The organism is Pseudomonas sp. LPB0260, assembly GCF_013388395.1.
In genome coordinates this window covers 25,776-41,993 of the sequence record NZ_CP058247.1, presented here as the reverse complement: position 1 = coordinate 41,993, position 16,218 = coordinate 25,776, and the positions used below count along the sequence as shown (strand labels likewise).

Annotated in this window: 14 protein-coding genes; 6 read left to right on the top strand and 8 right to left on the bottom strand. The window is 65.6% G+C overall.

The window, feature by feature from the left end; translation table 11 throughout:
* Positions 1-75: 75 nt before the first annotated feature.
* Positions 76-903, top strand: coding sequence for an ion transporter (locus LPB260_RS00165; protein WP_208706636.1), 828 nt, complete (start codon positions 76-78; stop codon positions 901-903).
* A 58-nt stretch (positions 904-961) separates the two neighbouring features.
* Here LPB260_RS00165 and argR read toward each other — a convergent pair whose 3' ends face one another.
* From argR to LPB260_RS00125, 8 genes are all read right to left on the bottom strand, one after another.
* Positions 962-1,942, bottom strand: coding sequence for a GlxA family transcriptional regulator (argR, locus tag LPB260_RS00160; protein WP_208706634.1), 981 nt, complete (start codon positions 1,940-1,942; stop codon positions 962-964).
* Positions 1,943-2,001: 59 nt separating this feature from the next.
* A complete protein-coding gene (locus LPB260_RS00155) occupies positions 2,002-2,766 on the bottom strand; it encodes an ABC transporter ATP-binding protein (protein ID WP_208706630.1) in 765 nt (254 codons plus the stop codon).
* Positions 2,767-2,784: 18 nt separating this feature from the next.
* Complete coding sequence (locus LPB260_RS00150) at positions 2,785-3,897, bottom strand: succinylglutamate desuccinylase/aspartoacylase family protein (RefSeq protein ID WP_208706628.1); 1,113 nt, start codon at positions 3,895-3,897, stop codon at positions 2,785-2,787.
* A gap of 10 nt (positions 3,898-3,907) precedes the next feature.
* Entirely contained in the window at positions 3,908-4,606 is a 699-nt protein-coding gene (locus tag LPB260_RS00145) for an ABC transporter permease (protein ID WP_208706627.1), read from the bottom strand.
* Positions 4,607-4,622: 16 nt separating this feature from the next.
* Positions 4,623-5,312 carry an ABC transporter permease gene (locus tag LPB260_RS00140; protein WP_208706626.1) on the bottom strand — a complete coding sequence of 230 codons (690 nt, stop codon included), beginning with the start codon at positions 5,310-5,312 and terminating at the stop codon, positions 4,623-4,625.
* Between the two features lie 105 nt (positions 5,313-5,417).
* Positions 5,418-6,197, bottom strand: a complete 780-nt coding sequence (locus tag LPB260_RS00135) for an ABC transporter substrate-binding protein (protein ID WP_208706625.1) — start codon at positions 6,195-6,197, stop codon at positions 5,418-5,420.
* Positions 6,198-6,712: 515 nt separating this feature from the next.
* A complete protein-coding gene (gene acs / locus LPB260_RS00130; RefSeq protein ID WP_208706624.1) occupies positions 6,713-8,668 on the bottom strand; it encodes an acetate--CoA ligase in 1,956 nt (651 codons plus the stop codon).
* A gap of 383 nt (positions 8,669-9,051) precedes the next feature.
* Positions 9,052-10,605 (bottom strand): sigma-54-dependent transcriptional regulator, encoded by a 1,554-nt coding sequence (locus tag LPB260_RS00125; RefSeq protein WP_208706623.1) that lies wholly within the window; start codon positions 10,603-10,605, stop codon positions 9,052-9,054.
* 254 nt (positions 10,606-10,859) lie between these two features.
* Here LPB260_RS00125 and phhA point away from each other — a divergent pair, with 254 nt between their 5' ends.
* From phhA to LPB260_RS00100, 5 genes are all read left to right on the top strand, one after another.
* Entirely contained in the window at positions 10,860-11,645 is a 786-nt protein-coding gene (phhA, locus tag LPB260_RS00120) for a phenylalanine 4-monooxygenase (RefSeq protein WP_208706622.1), read from the top strand.
* Positions 11,646-11,750: 105 nt separating this feature from the next.
* A complete protein-coding gene (locus tag LPB260_RS00115; protein WP_208706621.1) occupies positions 11,751-12,104 on the top strand; it encodes a 4a-hydroxytetrahydrobiopterin dehydratase in 354 nt (117 codons plus the stop codon).
* Positions 12,101-13,297 (top strand): amino acid aminotransferase, encoded by a 1,197-nt coding sequence (locus LPB260_RS00110; protein ID WP_208706620.1) that lies wholly within the window; start codon positions 12,101-12,103, stop codon positions 13,295-13,297. Before LPB260_RS00115 ends, LPB260_RS00110 begins: the two co-directional genes overlap by 4 nt.
* Positions 13,298-13,396: 99 nt before the next feature.
* On the top strand, positions 13,397-14,734 hold the full coding sequence (locus LPB260_RS00105; RefSeq protein WP_208706619.1) for a DUF2254 domain-containing protein: 1,338 nt from the start codon (positions 13,397-13,399) through the stop codon (positions 14,732-14,734).
* A 165-nt stretch (positions 14,735-14,899) separates the two neighbouring features.
* On the top strand, positions 14,900-16,165 hold the full coding sequence (locus LPB260_RS00100) for an MFS transporter (protein ID WP_208706618.1): 1,266 nt from the start codon (positions 14,900-14,902) through the stop codon (positions 16,163-16,165).
* Positions 16,166-16,218: the final 53 nt, after the last annotated feature.

Below are 16,218 nucleotides of genomic sequence, written 5' to 3'. Positions count from 1 at the left end.
GCGCCCGAGATTACCCCTTGCCAGCCCCGGCTCATCCTGCCTAGGCTTTGCCCTCTCGCAAGCAGGGAGTTCGCCTTGGACAACTGGCGCCAGCAGCTTTACGTCATCATCTTCTTCACCGACACCCCGGCCGGGCAGCGCTTCGATCGCTACCTGTTGCTGGCGATCCTGGCCAGCCTGGTGGTGGTCATGCTCGACAGCGTCGACGCCTACCACGGCCTGTACGGTGAGTGGCTGAAGGCCCTGGAATGGGGCTTCACCCTGCTGTTCGCCATCGAGTACGGGGTGCGCCTGTACTGCTCGCCCAAGCCGCTGCGCTACGCCTTCAGCTTCTTCGGCCTGATCGATCTGCTGGCCATCCTGCCGGCCATCCTCACGCTGTTCTTCGCCGACGCCCAGTACCTGCTGATCATCCGGGTGATCCGCATGTTGCGGGTGTTTCGCGTACTCAAACTGCGCCAGTACCTGACCCAGGCCAACTTCCTGCTCACCGCCCTGCGCGGCAGCCGGCAGAAGATCATCGTGTTCTTCGCCAGCATCGCCACCCTGGTCACGGTGTTCGGCACCCTGATGTATGTGATCGAAGGGCCAAGCAACGGCTTCACCAGCATCCCCACCGGCATCTACTGGGCGGTGGTCACCCTGACCACCGTCGGCTTCGGCGACATCGTGCCCAAGACCCCCCTGGGCCAGGCCCTGTCGACCCTGGTGATGATCACCGGCTACTCGATCATCGCCGTGCCCACCGGCATCTTCAGCGCCGAACTGGCCGCCGCGATGCGCGGCAGTGAACAGCTCAAGCGCGACTGCCCCAGTTGCGCCAAGAAGTTCCACGAGCCGGAAGCGGCGTTCTGCACGCGCTGTGGCCATGCACTGTTCCCGCGCGAGAACGATCAGCGCTAGCAGCGCCTGACAGGCATGAAAAAGCCCGCGACAACGCGGGCTTTTTCATTCACCGGGATCAGCTGCGTTCGGCTTCCGAGGACGTCAGCTCGAACGGGCTGTTGCTGCGCCGCTGGTTGCGGTCTTCGCGCGGGGTGGCGCCGAAGAAGTTGCGGTAGGCGCTGGAGAAGTGCGGACCCGAGGAAAAGCCGCAGGACAGGCCGATCTGGATGATCGACTTGCTGGTCTGCATCAGCAGCTGGCGCGCCTTGTTCAGGCGCAGCTCCAGGTAGTACTGGCTCGGCACGCGGGTCAGGTACTGCTTGAAGATGCGCTCCAGCTGGCGGCGCGACACGCACACGTGCTGGGCGATCTCGTCGGTGGTCAGCGGCTCCTCGATATTGGCCTCCATCAGCAGCACCGCCTGGGTCAGCTTCGGGTGGCTGGAGCCCAGGCGGTTCTGCAACGGAATGCGCTGACGCTCGCTGCCCTCGCGGATGCGCTCGACCACCAGCTCCTCGGACACCGCCCCGGCCAGCTCGGCGCCATGATCGCGGGCCAGCAGGGCCAGCAGCAGGTCGAGCACGGCCAGCCCGCCACAGGCGCTCAGGCGGTCGCGATCCCAGTCGAACAGGTGGCTGGTGGCGATCACCTTGGGGAAGCGCTCGGTGAAGTCGTCCTGCCAGCGCCAGTGCACGGCGGCGCGGTAGCCGTCGAGCAGGCCCAGCTGCGCCAGCGGATAGACGCCCGCCGAGATGCCGCCGATCACGCAGCCGCCGCGCACCAGGTGCTTGAGCGCACTGGACAGTGCCGGGGCGATGGCCGCCGGCGGCTCATCGGCGAGCAGAAAGAGCTTGTCAAAGCCCTCCAATTCGCCTTGCCATGGCGCGCCCGGTAGGCGCCAGGCGCCCTCCTCGGGCACCTCCGCCTGGAGGAAGGACAGCTCGTAGACCACCTCGGGGTGGACGCGCTGGGCGACACGCAGGGCTTCCTCAGCCAGGGCCAAGGTCAGGGGCTTGGTATTAGGCCAAAGCAGGAAGCCGATTCGATGGGCAGTCATGGGGGGCAGTTTAGGCTCTAATGGCTTTTCGGGGCATGCCGCGACGCACGAATTACCGCTTACTTCAGGCTACCGGAGAGGAATTGCTGCAGCCGCTCGGATTGCGGGTTGACCAGCACTTCCTTCGGGCAGCCACGCTCTTCTACCACGCCCTTGTGGAGGAATACCAGCTGGTTGGACACCTCGCGGGCGAAGCCCATTTCGTGGGTCACCACCACCATGGTGCGGCCTTCCTGGGCCAGGTCCTGCATGACCTTGAGCACTTCGCCGACCAGCTCCGGGTCGAGCGCCGAGGTCGGCTCGTCGAACAGCATCACCTCCGGTTCCATCGCCAGGGCGCGGGCGATTGCCACGCGCTGCTGCTCGCCACCGGACATGTGCCCCGGGTAGGCATCCTTGCGGTGCGCCACGCCGACCTTGCTCAGGTAGTGCTCGGCCTTCTCCCGGGCCTCCTTCTTCGCCACGCCGAGCACCTGCACCGGCGCCTCCATGACGTTCTCCAGGGCGCTCATGTGCGACCACAGGTTGAAGTGCTGGAACACCATGGACAGGCGCGAGCGCATGCGCTGCAGCTGCTTGGGGTCGGCGGCCTTGAGCCCGCCATCCTTGTTGGCCACCAGCTTGAGCTCCTCGCCGTTGAGCAGGATCTTGCCGCCGTAGGGCTGCTCCAGCAGGTTGATGCAGCGCAGGAAGGTGCTCTTGCCCGAGCCGCTGGAGCCGATGATGCTGATCACATCACCGGCCTTCGCCGCCAGGGACACGCCCTTGAGCACTTCGTGGCTGCCATAGCGCTTGTGCAGATCCTGAACTTCGAGTTTGTACATGGTTTCCACTCTCTTGAATCAGTCGCTCAGCAAGCGACCCTGGCGAATAGGGGTACTGCCGGCCACCTTGGCCAGCCATAGACCGGGTTGAGCGAAGCGCATCCGTTCACGCACATAGAGCACACCGTCGGTGGAGGCGCGGACGATGCTGTGGCGATCCTCCAGGGGATCGAGCACCTCGAACAGCGGGTCGCCGACCTTGACCCGTGCGCCCAGCGGCTGCAGGAAACTCACCACGCCTGCGTGGGGCGGGTAGGCATATTCGGCGCCTTCGAATGGCGTCGCCGCGCAGCTTTCCCGTGGGGCGGGCGGCCAATCGCCGGCGATCAGCCCCTGCTCGGCGAGGAACGCCAGGATGCTCTCGGCACTGGCCTCGGCCCGCTCCGCTTCGGTGTCGGCCATGCCGCCCAGCTCCACGGTGGCGGCCAGGCAGGCCAGCGGGATGTCCGCCTCTGGAAAGCGCCGCGCCAACTGCAACCAGGGCGCAGAGCAGGCTTCATCGAAGGAGCTGCCGCCGCCGTCCTCGGTAGTGAGCACCGCTCCGGCCATCAGCCGTGCGGCCAAGGGTTGCAGCAGCGACCATTGCTGCGGCAGGCAGTACAGGTGCACCAGCGCCTCGAAGTCGCAATGCAAATCGAGCACCACGTCGGCGTTGCAGGCATGCCCCAGCAGCAGGCGCTGCAGGCCCTGCAGCTCGGACTCGGCCGGCGGCAGGGCGTCGAGGGCCGCCTGCATGGCCGCGCGGATCAGCCGCACGTTGGCCGGGCCGTCCTGGCCCAGGCTGCCTTCCAGGGCCGGGGCGATGGCGCCGGCCAAGTCGAAAAAGTCGCGGTTGAAGTTCTTGCCGCTGGCGAACTCGAAACGGCCCTGGTGGGCGGCCTGAAACAGCTGCGCCAGACCGATCGGGTTGGCCACCGGCACCAGCTCGATCACCCCGCACAGGCGGCCCTGGGCCTCCAGTTCGCGCAGGCGCCGCTTGAGCGCCACGGCCACGCGCATGCCGGGCAACTCATCGGCGTGCAGAGAGGCCTGGATATAGGCCTTGCACGGCCCGCTGCCGAAGCGGAACACGGTCAAACGGCGCTCGGTGCCCGGGCAACCCCAGGGCAGTACGTGCTCGATCCGGTGCATGCTCGCCTCCTCAGGCCTTGCGCGGCGCCATGTAGCCCAGCCAGCGGCGCTCGGCCGACTTGAACAGGCGCACCAGGACGAAGGTCAGGCACAGGTAGAACAGGCCGGCGGTGATGAAGGCCTCGAACGGCAGGTAATGCTGGGAACTGACGGTGCGCGCCGCGCCGGTGATGTCGATCAGGGTAACGATCGACGCCAGGCTGGTGGTGTGCAACATCATGATCACTTCGTTGCTGTACTGCGGCAGCGCCCGGCGCAGGGCCGACGGCAGCAGGATGCGGCGGTACAGCTTGGCCCGCGACATGCCCATGGCCTTGGCCGCCTCGATCTCGCCATGGGGGGTGGCGCGCAGGCTGCCGGCGAGGATCTCCGCGCTGTAGGCGCTGGTGTTGATGGCGAAGGCCAGGCAGGCGCAGAAGGTCGCGTCCGACAGGTACGGCCAGAGCATGCTCTCGCGCACCGCCTCGAACTGGGCCAGGCCGTAGTAGATCAGGAACAGCTGCACCAGCATCGGCGTGCCGCGGATGACATAGGTGTAGAGCCAGGCCGGGAAGTTCAGCAACTGCGACTTGGACACCCGCATCAGCCCCAGCGGAATGGCCATCGCCAGGCCCAGGGCCAGGGAGATCAGCAGCAGCTTGATGGTCACCAGCACCCCGCCCAGGTACAGCGGCAGGCTCGACCAGATAACGTTGTAATCGAAGATCATGCGCTCGCTCCCTTACTCACAGTTCCGCGGCTTTGACGCCGACCGAGTAGCGTTTTTCCAGGTAGCGCAGGGCCAGCAGGGACACGCTGGTCAGTACCAGGTACAGGGCCGCGACCGCCAGGTAGAAGGTAAAGGGTTCACGCGTGGCGTCGGCCGCGCTTTTCGCCTTGAACATCATGTCCTGCAGGCCGACCACCGAGATCAGCGCGGTGGCCTTGGTCAGTACCAGCCAGTTGTTGGTGAAGCCGGGAATGGCGAAACGGATCATCTGCGGCACGAGGATGCGGAAGAACACCTGCACCCCGCTCATGCCGTAGGCGGCACCCGCCTCGCCCTGGCCCTTGGGGATCGCCATGAAGGCGCCACGAAAGGTCTCGGACAGATAGGCGCCGAAGATGAAGCCCATGGTGAACACACCGGCGATGAACGGGTTGATGTCGATGTACTCGTCATGGCCAAGCATCGGCGCCACCCGGTTCACCAGGTCCTGGCCGCCATAAAAGATCAGCAGGATCAGCACCAGGTCGGGAATGCCGCGAATCACCGTGGCGTAGGCTTCGCCGAGCATCGCCAGCCACTTGATCGGTGACAGGCGGAACGCCGCCCCGACCAGACCGAGGAAGACCGCCACCGCCACGGAGGACAGGGCCAGCAGCAAGGTGAGCCAGGCACCTTCGAGAATGGTCGAGCCGTAGCCGTTCAGCATGCTCTAGTTACCTCAAGCGGGCGCCACCAGGCGCCGTGGAGCACAACGAAAAAGTGGCGCAGATTCACCTTCGGATCGGTTTGCGCCACTTTCGGTGGGATGCGATTACTCGCCGTAGATGTCGAAGTCGAAGTACTTGTCCTGGACTTCCTGGTACTTGCCGTTGGCGCGGATCGCCGCGATGGCCGCGCTGATCTTGTCGGCCAGTTCGGTCTCGCCCTTGCGCACGGCGATACCGGCGCCTTCGCCGAAGTACTTCTGCTCGGAGAAGGTTGGCCCGACCAGGGCGAAGCCCTTGCCCGCATCGGTCTTGAGGAAACCGTCATCGATGTTCACCGCATCGGCCAGGGTGGCATCCAGGCGGCCGGCGGTCATGTCGAGGAAGATCTCGTTCTGCGAGCTGTAGCGCACCACTTCAATACCGGCCGGGGCGAATTTGTCGGTGGCATAGCGATCGTAGATCGAGGCGCGCTGCACGCCGACCTTCTTGTCCTTGAGATCGACCAGCGGGTCGTTGATCTCGGTGCCGGCCTTCATCGCCAGCTTAACCGGGGAGTTGTAGTACTTCTTGGAGAAGTCCACCGACTTCAGGCGCTCCTCGGTGATGTTCATGGAGGACAGCACGGCGTCGAACTTGCGCACCTTCAATGCCGGAATCAGGCCGTCGAACTCCTGCTCGATCCACTTGCACTCGACCTTCATCTCCTCGCACAGAGCCTGGCCAATGTCGTAGTCGAAACCGGTGATGTTGCCTTCCGGAGTCTTGTAGGCGAACGGCGGGTAAGCCGCTTCGATGCCGATACGCAGGGGCTTGGCGTCTTCGGCCATGGCCAGCGGGGACAGCACGGAGAGCGCCAGGGCGCCGAGAAGTGCAATCTTCTTCATCTTGTGACTCCTTCGAATGGGAATGGCTCGCTCGGCAGCCTGCCGATATGCGCATGCATCCAGCCATGCATGAATTGCGGGGAACGTCGCCGTCCTTGCCGCGTTACACACGGACAACAGGCGGCCCGACTGGGTGAGCGGCATTCTAGCGAGAGCCCGGAAGGCGAAATTTCCTCAATGCGACAAGTAATTACAAAAGACCAGGAAGGCCGGGCGAGACGCATTGACAGCCTCCAGCAAACGTGCAGAGACCAGAAGAAGGGATAACCGGTAACTAAAGCAATAAACGCGCCCAAACACGCCCAGACCAATAGCCACGGGGTTTTGAGCGTGCCAGCCCCGCAACAGGTGCCAGCCGAACAGACAAAACGCGGGCAAAGCGTTTCCGTTCGCCCCAGCAGCCCGGGCAAAGCGTTACCGCCGCTGCGCCCACCGCGGCCGTCGAGCAGACCGCAGAAAGCACAACGCCCCGCCGCGGCTGATGGCCGGGGCGGGGCGTCGTTGTCAGGCGCCGGTCAGGCGGCCTGCATGCTGCGATGGGTATCGATGAGGTGCTGCACCACGCCCGGGTCGGCCAGGGTGGAAATATCGCCGAGGGCATCGTACTCGGCGGTGGCGATCTTGCGCAGGATACGCCGCATGATCTTGCCCGAGCGGGTCTTCGGCAGGCCCGGGGCCCACTGGATCACATCCGGCGAGGCGATCGGGCCGATTTCCTTGCGCACCCAGTTCTTCAGTTCCAGGCGCAGCTGCTCGCTGGGCTCCTCGCCCTGGTTCAGGGTGACGTAGACATAGATGCCCTGCCCCTTGATGTCGTGAGGCACGCCCACGACCGCCGCCTCGGCGACCTTGGCGTGCGCGACCAGGGCGCTCTCGATCTCCGCGGTGCCCATGCGGTGCCCGGAGACATTGAGCACGTCATCCACCCGGCCGGTGATCCAGTAGTAACCGTCCTCGTCGCGACGGGCGCCGTCGCCGGTGAAGTACATGCCCTTGAAGGTCTTGAAGTAGGTGTCGACGAAGCGCCCGTGGTCGCCATACAGGGTGCGCGCCTGACCCGGCCAGGAGTCGACGATCACCAGGTTGCCTTCGGCGGCGCCCTCGATCAGTTGGCCTTCGTTGTCCACCAGGGCCGGCTGCACGCCGAAGAACGGCAGGGTCGCCGAGCCGGGCTTGAGCGCGGTGGCGCCCGGCAGTGGGCTGATCAGGATGCCGCCGGTCTCGGTCTGCCACCAGGTGTCGACGATCGGGCAGCGGCCCTGGCCGATGGTGGTGTGGTACCAGTTCCAGGCTTCCGGATTGATCGGCTCGCCCACCGAACCGAGCAGGCGCAGGCTGGAGCCGTCCGTGCCCTGCACCGCCGCATCGCCCTGGGCCATCATGGCGCGGATCGCGGTCGGCGCGGTGTAGAGGATATTGACCCGGTGCTTGTCGATGACCTGCGCCATGCGGGTGATGTCCGGGTAGTTCGGCACGCCCTCGAACAGCAGGGTGGTCGCGCCATTGGCCAGCGGCCCGTAGACGATGTAGCTGTGGCCGGTGACCCAGCCGACGTCGGCGGTGCACCAGTAGATGTCACCGGGCTTGTAGTCGAACACCCGCTCGTGGGTCAGCGCGGCGTATAACAGGTAGCCACCGCTGGTGTGCTGCACACCCTTGGGCTTGCCGGTGGAGCCGGAGGTGTAGAGGATGAACAGCGGGTCCTCGGCGCCCATCTCCTCGGCCGGGCAGTCACTGCCGGCGACCTCGACCAGCTCCTCGTACCAGAGGTCGCGTCCGGGGTTCCAGGCGATCTCGCCACCGGTGCGCCGGCAGACGATGACCTTCTCCACGCTGGCGGTTTCCGCGCCACCCAGGGCCGCATCGACATTGGCCTTGAGTGGCGTGTGCTTGCCGCCGCGCACGCCTTCGTCAGCGGTGACCACCACCTTCGAGCCGCAATCGCCGATGCGCCCGGCCAGGGCCTCGGGAGAGAAGCCGCCGAAGACCACCGAATGGATGGCACCGATGCGCGTGCACGCCAGCATTGCCACCACCGCCTCGGGAATCATCGGCATATAGAGGGTCACCACGTCGCCACGCTGCACGCCCTGGCCACGCAGGGCGTTGGCGAAGCGGCACACCTGCTCATGCAGCTGGCGGTAGGTGATGTGCTTGTGCTCGGCAGGATCGTCGCCCTCCCAGATGATCGCCACCTGCTCGCCACGCTCGGCCAGATGCCGGTCCAGGCAGTTGTGGGAGACATTCAGGGTGCCATCGGCAAACCACTTGATGTCGACATTGTGCTCGTCGAAGGAGGTCTGTTTGACGCGGGTGAACGGCTTGATCCAATCGAGCCGCTGCGCCTGTTCACGCCAGAAACCATCGGGGTTGCTCACCGACTGCTGGTACATGGCTTTGTAGGTGGCCTCATCGGTCAAGGACCGGGCAGCCGCCTCGGGGCACACGGGATACAGGGACGCAGCACTCATCGATTACACCTCGGTGGGTAGTTGTTGTTCTTCAATGCTGCATTTTTAGCCCGCGCGCCCTGGGCCGGACCATTCGACCATCGTAGTACCGCACTACTGCATTGGTGGCGGTCAGCGCCGGCGGGCAAATCGCAGGCAAAAAAAAGCGATCCCGCAAGGGATCGCTTACCCATAAGGCTTACGGGGAACGGAAGCGTACTGCATCCGAATCACGCAGGGTTCGGATGCCAAAAGTCTCCGCCAGCGGCTCCGGACGAGCCATTACACCAAGGTCTAACAGGATCTGACCGCCCCGCCCTGGGCAAGCCGACGCTAGGACCCTGGTGCGACAGGAAAGCCGATGAGGTGCAAACGCACTCGTTCAGCGCCAATAGCGCGACCCTCTATTCCTTGCCAAGGCCATGCTGGCGCAACTTGTTGGCGATGGTGGTGTGCGACACACCGAGACGCTTGCCCAACTGCCGGCTGCTCGGGTGATCCTGGTACAGGCGCTCCAGCACGGCCTTCTCGAAACGCCCGAGGATGGCGTCCAGGCCGCCCTCCAGGGAGAAGTCACCCAGCGGCTGAGGGGCGCCATAGTCGGGCAGGCGGATGTGCTCGACCTTGACCGTGCCGCCTTCGCACAGCGACACGGCCTGGAACAGCACGTTCTCCAGCTGGCGCACGTTGCCCGGCCAGTGGTAGTGGCCGAGCTTGTCCAGCACCTGGGGCGCCAGCCTGGGCAGCGGGCAGCCGATCTGTCGGCTGGCCTGGTCGAGGAAGTGCTCGACCAGCGGCGCCAGGCCGTCCAGGCACTCGCGCAACGGCGGAATATGCAGGCTGAGCACGTTGAGTCGGTGATAGAGGTCCTGGCGGAACTCGCCCTTGGCGCACAGCTCGGACAGGTCGACCTGGGTGGCGCAGACCACCCGCACGTCGAGGTACACCTCCTCGTCGCTGCCGACCCGGCGGAAGCAGCCGTCCTGCAGGAAGCGCAGCAGCTTGGCCTGCAGGCGCGGGCTCATCTCGCCGACGCCATCGAGAAACAGGGTGCCGCCAGCCGTCAGCTCGAGCAGGCCGAGCTTGCCCTCCGGTCGCGCGCCCTCGAAGGCGCCGGGGCCATAGCCGAACAGCTCGGTCTCGGCCATCGACTCCGGCAGCCCGGCGCAATTGAGCGCCATGAACGGCGACTGGCCACGCGGGCTGGCCAGGTGGCAGGCGCGGGCCAGCAGCTCCTTGCCGGTGCCGGTCTCGCCCTCGATCAGCAGCGGCGCATCCAGCGGCGCCATGCGCCGCGCCTCGCGCACCACCGCGGCCATCACCTTGGAGCTCTGGAAGATGCTGTCGAAGCCGCGCAGCTCCTGCTTGCGCACATGGTAGATGCGCTCGCCGATGCGATCGGCGCGGTGCAGGGTCAGCACCGCCCCGGCCAGGGCATCGCTTTCGTCGTGCTCGGTCTGCAGCGGCGCGATATCGGCGAGGAACACGTCGCCCTTGACCTTGACCCGCAGGCCGTTGATCCGCGACTTGTTGGCCCGCACCAGCTCGGGCAGGTCGAAATCCTCGGCATAGCGCGACAGCGGAATCCCCGGCACCTCGTCCACCCGCACGCCGAGCAGCTGCGCAGCGGCGCGGTTGGCGGCGACGATGGAGCCGCCCATGTCGATCGACAGCACCGGAAAGTCCAGAGCACCGAGCAGCGCATTGAGCTCCAGGTGGCGGCGCTCGCTGGGCATCAGGCCGACGCGCTTGACGCCGAAGACCCCGGGAATCGCCTCGAACTTGGCGCGCAGCGACTGGAACTGCAGGTTGATCAGGTTCGGGCAGTGCAGGTAGATGGCATTGCCCTGCTCGCCGCCGACCTCGCCGCGGGCCACGTTGATGCCGTACTCGACCAGCAGGTTGAGGATGTCGCGCAGGATGCCGATACGGTTCTGGCAGTGGACTTTGATACGCATGAGGGCCCCGAAGACGGCGTTTTGGTGGGCTGAAGGCCATGGAAATGCGCGCTCAGCCTTAATTTCCGTCAAGAATATGTGACGGATATACCCGACAGCAAGAAGACGCCGAGCCATGTCGCCGACGTCGTAATCTATTCTTTACAAAAATCCGAGCACGACCCGCCTCAGGCGACACGGGGGCAGCTGCGAAATTGCACATCCTGGGATATCCATAGTCCAACACAACAACAAGGCCCCCTCAGGAGGCAGCGATGAAATCCACGCAGTACGTGGCCCGCAAACCGGACGAAAGCGGCTTCATCCACTACAGCGACGCCGAGCATCAGGTGTGGAACACCCTGATCACCCGGCAGCTCAAGGTAGTCGAAGGGCGCGCCTGCCAGGAGTACCTGGACGGCATCGACCAGCTCGGCCTGCCGCTCGAACGCATCCCCCAGCTCGACGAGATCAACAAGGTGCTGCTGGCAGCCACCGGCTGGCGGGTCGCCCGCGTGCCGGCGCTGATCCCCTTCCAGACCTTCTTCGAGCTGCTGGCCAGCCAGCAATTCCCGGTGGCCACCTTCATCCGTACCCCGGAAGAGCTGGACTATCTGCAGGAACCGGACATCTTCCACGAGATCTTCGGCCACTGCCCGCTGCTGACCAACCCCTGGTTCGCCGAATTCACCCACACCTACGGCAAGCTTGGCCTCAAGGCCAGCAAGGAAGAGCGGGTGTACCTGGCGCGGCTGTACTGGATGACCATCGAGTTCGGCCTGGTCGACACCAGCCAGGGCCGCAAGATCTACGGCGGCGGCATCCTCTCCTCGCCCAAGGAGACCGTTTACTGCCTGTCCGCTGAGCCCGAGCACCAGTCCTTCGACGCCCTGGAGGCGATGCGCACGCCGTACCGTATCGATATCCTGCAGCCGCTGTACTTCGTCCTGCCGGAACTCAAGCGTCTGTTCGAGCTGGCCCACGAGGACATCATGGCACTGGTCCACCGGGCCATGCAGATGGGCCTGCACGCCCCGAAATTCCCGCCCAAAGCGGCGTAGGGTGGAAACCGACGGCGGTCTGTTCCACCCTCTGAACCCAAGGTGGAAAACCCGTTGCGGTTTTCCGCCCTACCCCATAACCCCCCTTTGCCCTGGAGAATCCCCATGAGCCTTGCCCAAGCCCACTGCGAAGCCTGCCGCGCCGGCGCCCCGCTGGTATCCGACGAGGAGCTGGCCGAGCTGATCAAGCAGATCCCCGACTGGAACATCGAAACCCGCGGCGATCACATGGAGCTGGAGAAGGTCTTCCTGTTCAAGAACTTCCGCCACGCCCTGGCCTTCAGCAACGCCGTCGGCGCGATCGCCGAGGAAGAAGGCCATCATCCGGCGCTGCTCACCGAATGGGGCAAGGTCACCGTGACCTGGTGGAGCCATGAGGCCCGCGGCCTGCATCGCAACGACTTCATCATGGCCGCACGCACCGACCAGGTGGCTAGCAGCGCGGAGGGCCGCAAGTGAGGCAATTCGGCCAGATCGCGCGGGTTCCCGGCGACCCCATTCTGGGGCTGATGGAAGCCTTCCGCGCCGACAGCAATCCGGCCAAGCTCGATCTGGGTGTCGGCGTGTACAAGGACGCCCAGGGCCTGACGCCGATCCCCCGGGCGGTTACCCTGGCCGAGCAGCGCCTGGTCGAGCGCGAGACCACCAAGAGCTATATCGGCGGTCATGGCGATGCGCTGTTCACCGCTCGCCTGGCCGAACTGGTCCTCGGTACCGCCAGCCCGGCACTCGCCGAAGGCCGCGCCGCCGCCAGCCAGACACCCGGTGGCACCGGCGCGCTGCGCCTGGCGGCCGACTTCATCGGCCACTGCCTGCCCGGCCGTGGCATCTGGCTGAGCGACCCGACCTGGCCGATCCACGAAAGCCTGTTTGCCGAAGCCGGCCTGCGCGTCGGCCATTACCCCTACGTCGGCGCCGACAACCGCCTGGATGTCGAGGCGATGCTCGATGCCCTCGGCCGCCTGCCCCAGGGCGACGTGGTGCTGCTGCACGCCTGCTGCCACAACCCCACCGGTTTCGACCTGAGCCAGGACGACTGGCGCCGGGTGCTGGAGGTGGTCAAGGCCCGTGAACTGCTGCCGCTGATCGACTTCGCCTACCAGGGCTTCGGCGCCGGCCTGGAACAGGACGCCTGGGCCGTGCGCCTGTTTGCCGAGGCGCTGCCGGAACTGCTGATCACCAGCTCCTGCTCGAAGAACTTCGGCCTCTACCGCGAACGCACCGGCGCCCTGCTGGTCTGCGCGGCGGACGCGGAGAAGCTCCTGGATGTGCGCAGCCAGCTGGCCTACATCGCCCGCAACCTGTGGTCCACGCCGCCGGCCCACGGCGCCGCGGTGGTCGCCAGCATCCTCGACGACGAGGCCCTCAAGGCACTGTGGCAGGAGGAGCTGAACGCCATGCGCCAGCGCGTCGCCAGCCTGCGCCAGGGCCTGGTCGAAGCCCTGCGCCCCCACGGCCTGGCCGAGCGCTTCGCCCACATCGCCGAGCAGCGCGGGATGTTCTCCTACACCGGCCTGTCGCCCCAACAGGTGCAACGCCTGCGCGACGAGTTCTGCGTGTACATGGTCGGCTCGGGTCGGGCCAATGTCGCCGGCCTGGATGCCCGCCGGCTGGAGCAACTGGCCGCAGCCATCGCCACCGTCTGCGCCTGACACCACCCTGAGCAAGCCGGCCGCGTGCCGGCTTTTCCTGGCACGGCCCAGCGCTCGACTATCCTTCGAGGCATTGTCCTCACCGAAACGGAAAGTCCCGTGGTCCAACCAGCCAACCTGCTGTTTCGCATCTACCTGCGCACCATCCACAGCCTGGCGTTCTATCCGACGCTGATCTCCCTGGCCTTCCTGCTGGCAGGCCTGCTGAATATCGCCATCGAGTACCAGCCCTGGCTGATGGCCCTCAAGGCCCATCTGGATATCGGCCTGGTGCGCAATGCCGACAACGCGCGGCTGATCCTCGGCACCCTGGTGGGCGGGGTGATGTCGCTGATGGTGTTCAGCTTCTCGATGGTCATGGTGGTACTCAACAACGCCTCCGCGGCGCTCTCGCCGCGGGTCGTGCCGGGGCTGATCAGCAGCAAGGGGCACCAGAAGACCCTGGGCTTCTACCTCGGCACCATCGTCTACGCCCTGCTGCTGATCACCACCATCGAGCAGGGCAACAGCGAGCGCGTCCCCAGCCTGGGCGTACTGGTGACCCTGGGCCTGGGCATTGCCTGCCTGGGACTGTTCGTCGACTTCATCCGCTCGATCTCGCTGTCGATCCAGGTCGAACACATCCTCAACAACCTCTACGTCACGACCCAGGAGAAACTCGACAGCAACGCCCGCAAGCTGCTCGAGTGCCAGGACTCGCCGTCCTGGCCGGCCGACGAGGGCTGGGCCACGGTCGACGCCCAGCGCAGCGGCTACTTCAAGGAGCTCAATACCGGCACCCTCAACGAACTGCTGGTCGACAACGACCTGCGCATGGTGGTGTTGATCCATCGCGGCTTCTTCGTCATGGCCGGGCACCCGCTGTTCAAGCTGGACCGCGAGGTCGACGAGGACCTGTGCGCGCAGTTGCGCGACTGCTTCGATTTCTTCGTCGAACAATACGCCAGCTCCCACTACGTGTTCGGCTGCAAACATATCTCCGAGATCGCGGTGAAGGCCCTGAGCCCCGGGATCAACGACCCGGGCACCGCCATCACCGCCATCGACATGCTCACCGTGCTGTTCAGCAAGCGCATGGAGCTGCCCGACCTGGACGTATCGCCGCTGCCGGACGGGCCGCCGCGACTGTTCTTCTTCGAACTGTCGCTGGACCAGCTGCTGCAACTGATCTTCGGCCCGCTCAGGACCTACGGCAGCTGCGACCCCCATGTCCTGACCAGCCTGCTGCAGGCCTTCAAGAACCTGCTCTACCAGCAGCCCCGCGCCCACCACCAGGCGGACCTGGTACGCCACGCGCGCAGCGTCGTGGAGACCGCGGCGGTGCATATCCGCAACCGCCGCGACCGCGAAGAAATCAACGGCATGATCGAGCGCTTCAACCAGGCCGCGCCGCTGTCGCCCCCTGCGTTGAAACCGCTGAAAATCGAGAATGACTGAGGCATGCGCGCACCATAGCGGTGCACAATCGGCCAAAAAATAAATCAAGGCGCCTTTTGTCAGTTATTTTTTCGATATATAACAATAACTTACACAACACACCCGGCAGTCACTGGCGCGATTCATGCTTGCTATCGAGGACTTACTTCCCTAGGGTAGTCCGCCATGTGGTCTCAAATTGCCCCTATCAGTTCGTTGCTGAGCGGGGTCGCGTTACTCCTGCTCGGCAATGGCCTGCTCAATACCCTACTGACGCTGCGTGGTGTCGCCGAAGGCTACTCCACCGCAATGCTCGGACTGATCATGTCCGGGTACTTCGTCGGCTTCCTCCTCGGCACCTGGCTGGCGATCCCGCTGGTGCGCCGCGTTGGGCACATCCGTGCGTTCGCCTTTTGCGCAGCGCTCGCCGCCATCACCGCCCTGCTCCATGTGCTACTGGTCGATCCCTGGGTCTGGCTGGGCCTGCGCGTGCTCTATGGCCTGGCCCTGGTCAGCCTGTACATGGTCATCGAGAGCTGGCTGAACGCCCAGGCCCCCGCGGACAAGCGCGGCCAGGTGTTCGCCATCTACATGGCGGTCAACCTCGGCGCCCTGGCCGCCGCCCAGCAGCTGCTCGGCCTGGCCGAACCCGGCGAGTTCATGCTGTTCGCCCTCGCGGCGATGCTGATCAGCGCCGCGCTGATGCCCATCACCCTGACCCGCCAGGGCCAGCCCAGCGTGCCGGATACCCTGCACACCAATCTGCGTCAGCTGCTCGGCATCGCCCCGCTGTCGATCGCCGCCGCCGGCCTGTCCGGCCTCGCCCTCGGCGCCTTCTGGGGCATGGCGCCGGTATACGCCAGCCTGAGCGGCTTCGATGCCACCGGCGTGGGCCTGATGATGAGCAGCGCGATCCTCGGCGGCGCCCTGCTGCAATGGCCGATCGGACTCTACTCGGACAAGCACGACCGCCGCCTGGTGCTGCTCTGGGTGGTGATCCTGGCTGTGCTGGTATCCCTGCTGATGAGCCTGCTGCCGGCCGGCCGGCCGTTGCTCGGGTTGATCTTCCTGTTCGGTGGCCTGTCTTTCGCCATCTACCCGGTGGCGGTCGCGCAGCTGATCGACCAGCTGCACAGCGATGAAATCCTCGCCGGCTCCAGCAGCCTGCTGATGGTCAACGGCGTCGGCGCCGTCTGCGGGCCGTTGCTCGCCGGGGTGCTGATGCAGCAGCTCGGCGCCCAGGCGCTGCCGCTGTTCTTCGCCGCGGTGCTGGCCCTGCTGGCCGCCTACACGATCTATCGCCTGCGTCACGTCAGTGACCTGGTCAGCGGCGAGCACGCGCACTTCGTGCCGATGCTGCGTACCAGCCATACGGTGCTCGAGCTGATGCCCGACGCACCAGCGGCGGACGCCGAGCCGCACGCCGAGGAGCCCTTGGCCGAATCTCCGTAGGCGCCGGTTCGCCAGCGCCTGCGACAAACCCGGCAGCCGCCTTCCCAGGCGCG